This is a genomic window from Variovorax glucosi, assembly GCF_051216695.1.
Lineage (GTDB): Bacteria > Pseudomonadota > Gammaproteobacteria > Burkholderiales > Burkholderiaceae_C > Variovorax.
The window spans coordinates 1-1,034 of record NZ_JBPJZE010000403.1 but is presented as its reverse complement, the minus strand read 5'-3'; the positions used below and the strand labels follow the sequence as shown (position 1 = coordinate 1,034).

At 64.9% G+C, this 1,034-nt stretch carries 1 protein-coding gene; it reads right to left on the bottom strand.

Annotated elements, in window-relative coordinates; all coding sequences use genetic code 11:
- Positions 1-39: 39 nt before the first annotated feature.
- Positions 40-888, bottom strand: coding sequence for an ABC transporter permease (locus ACSFA3_RS26020; protein WP_435468697.1), 849 nt, complete (start codon positions 886-888; stop codon positions 40-42).
- Positions 889-1,034 lie beyond the last annotated feature (146 nt).

Genomic DNA, 1,034 nt, shown 5'->3' with positions numbered 1-1,034 from the left:
GTTGAAATGTTTGGATGTGTGTGAAGTGCACCGGGCGCGTCAGTGCGTGCTTTCGGGTTGCCAGCGGATGACCCACTTTTCCGCCAGCGTCACCAGCAGGAAGAACAGCCCCGAGAGCGTGGCGCTCATGACGATCGCGGCGTAGAGCAGCGGCGAATCGAAGTTGAAAGTGGCCTGCAAGATCATGGCGCCGATGCCCACCATGGCGCCCACCCACTCGCCCACCACCGCCCCGATCACGCACATCGACGCGGCGATGCGCAAGGCCGAGAAGAGGTAAGGCAACGCATTGAGCAGCCGCAGGCGAAAGAAGATTTCGGTCTTGCTCGCCGACAGCACGCGCATCAGCTCCATCGCCTGCGGGTTGACCGACTCCAGCCCGCGCACCATGTTCACCAGCGTCGGAAAGAAGCACACCAGCGCGGCAATGGTGATCTTCGGCTCCATGCCGTTGCCCATGATGAGCACCAGCACCGGAGCCTTGGCCACCAACGGTACGGCGTTGAACATCAGCACCACCGGAAAGAAGATGTCCTGCAGCGTCTTGTTGTGCACGAAGATCGTCGCGACGGCGATGGCCGCGAGATTGCCCAGCACGAAGCCGCCAGCGGCCTCCATCGCGGTGGGCAGCAGGTTGTCGAGCAGCACGTCGCGCTTGGCGTAGAGCGTCTCCAGCACGGCCCAGGGCGTGGGCGCAATGAAGGGCTTGACGCCGAACGCGACGATCACGGCCCACCACAGCACGATGAGCCCGACGATGCCGAGCGCCGGAAGAATGCGGCGGCGCCAGATGCGCTTTTGCCGCGCGGCGGCCCATGCTAGGTATTCAGGGTCGGCTGGTGCGGCGAATGCGCCGGGCGCTGCGGAGTCGAGGGAACGGGTATTCATTGCATCGGCCTCAGCAGGTTTCCAGCACGCGCCGCAGATGGCTCGTGAGGCGGACGAACTCGGGGGTTTCGCGCATCTCCAGCGTGCGCTCGAGCGGCAACTCGACGGGCACGATCTCGCGCACGCGCCCCGGATTGGCGGCAAGC

What these genes read in the sequence shown, in the direction of transcription:
- ACSFA3_RS26020 (WP_435468697.1), bottom strand. Translation starts at nt 888, where the DNA reads ATGAATACCCGTTCCCTCGACTCCGCAGCGCCCGGCGCATTCGCCGCA.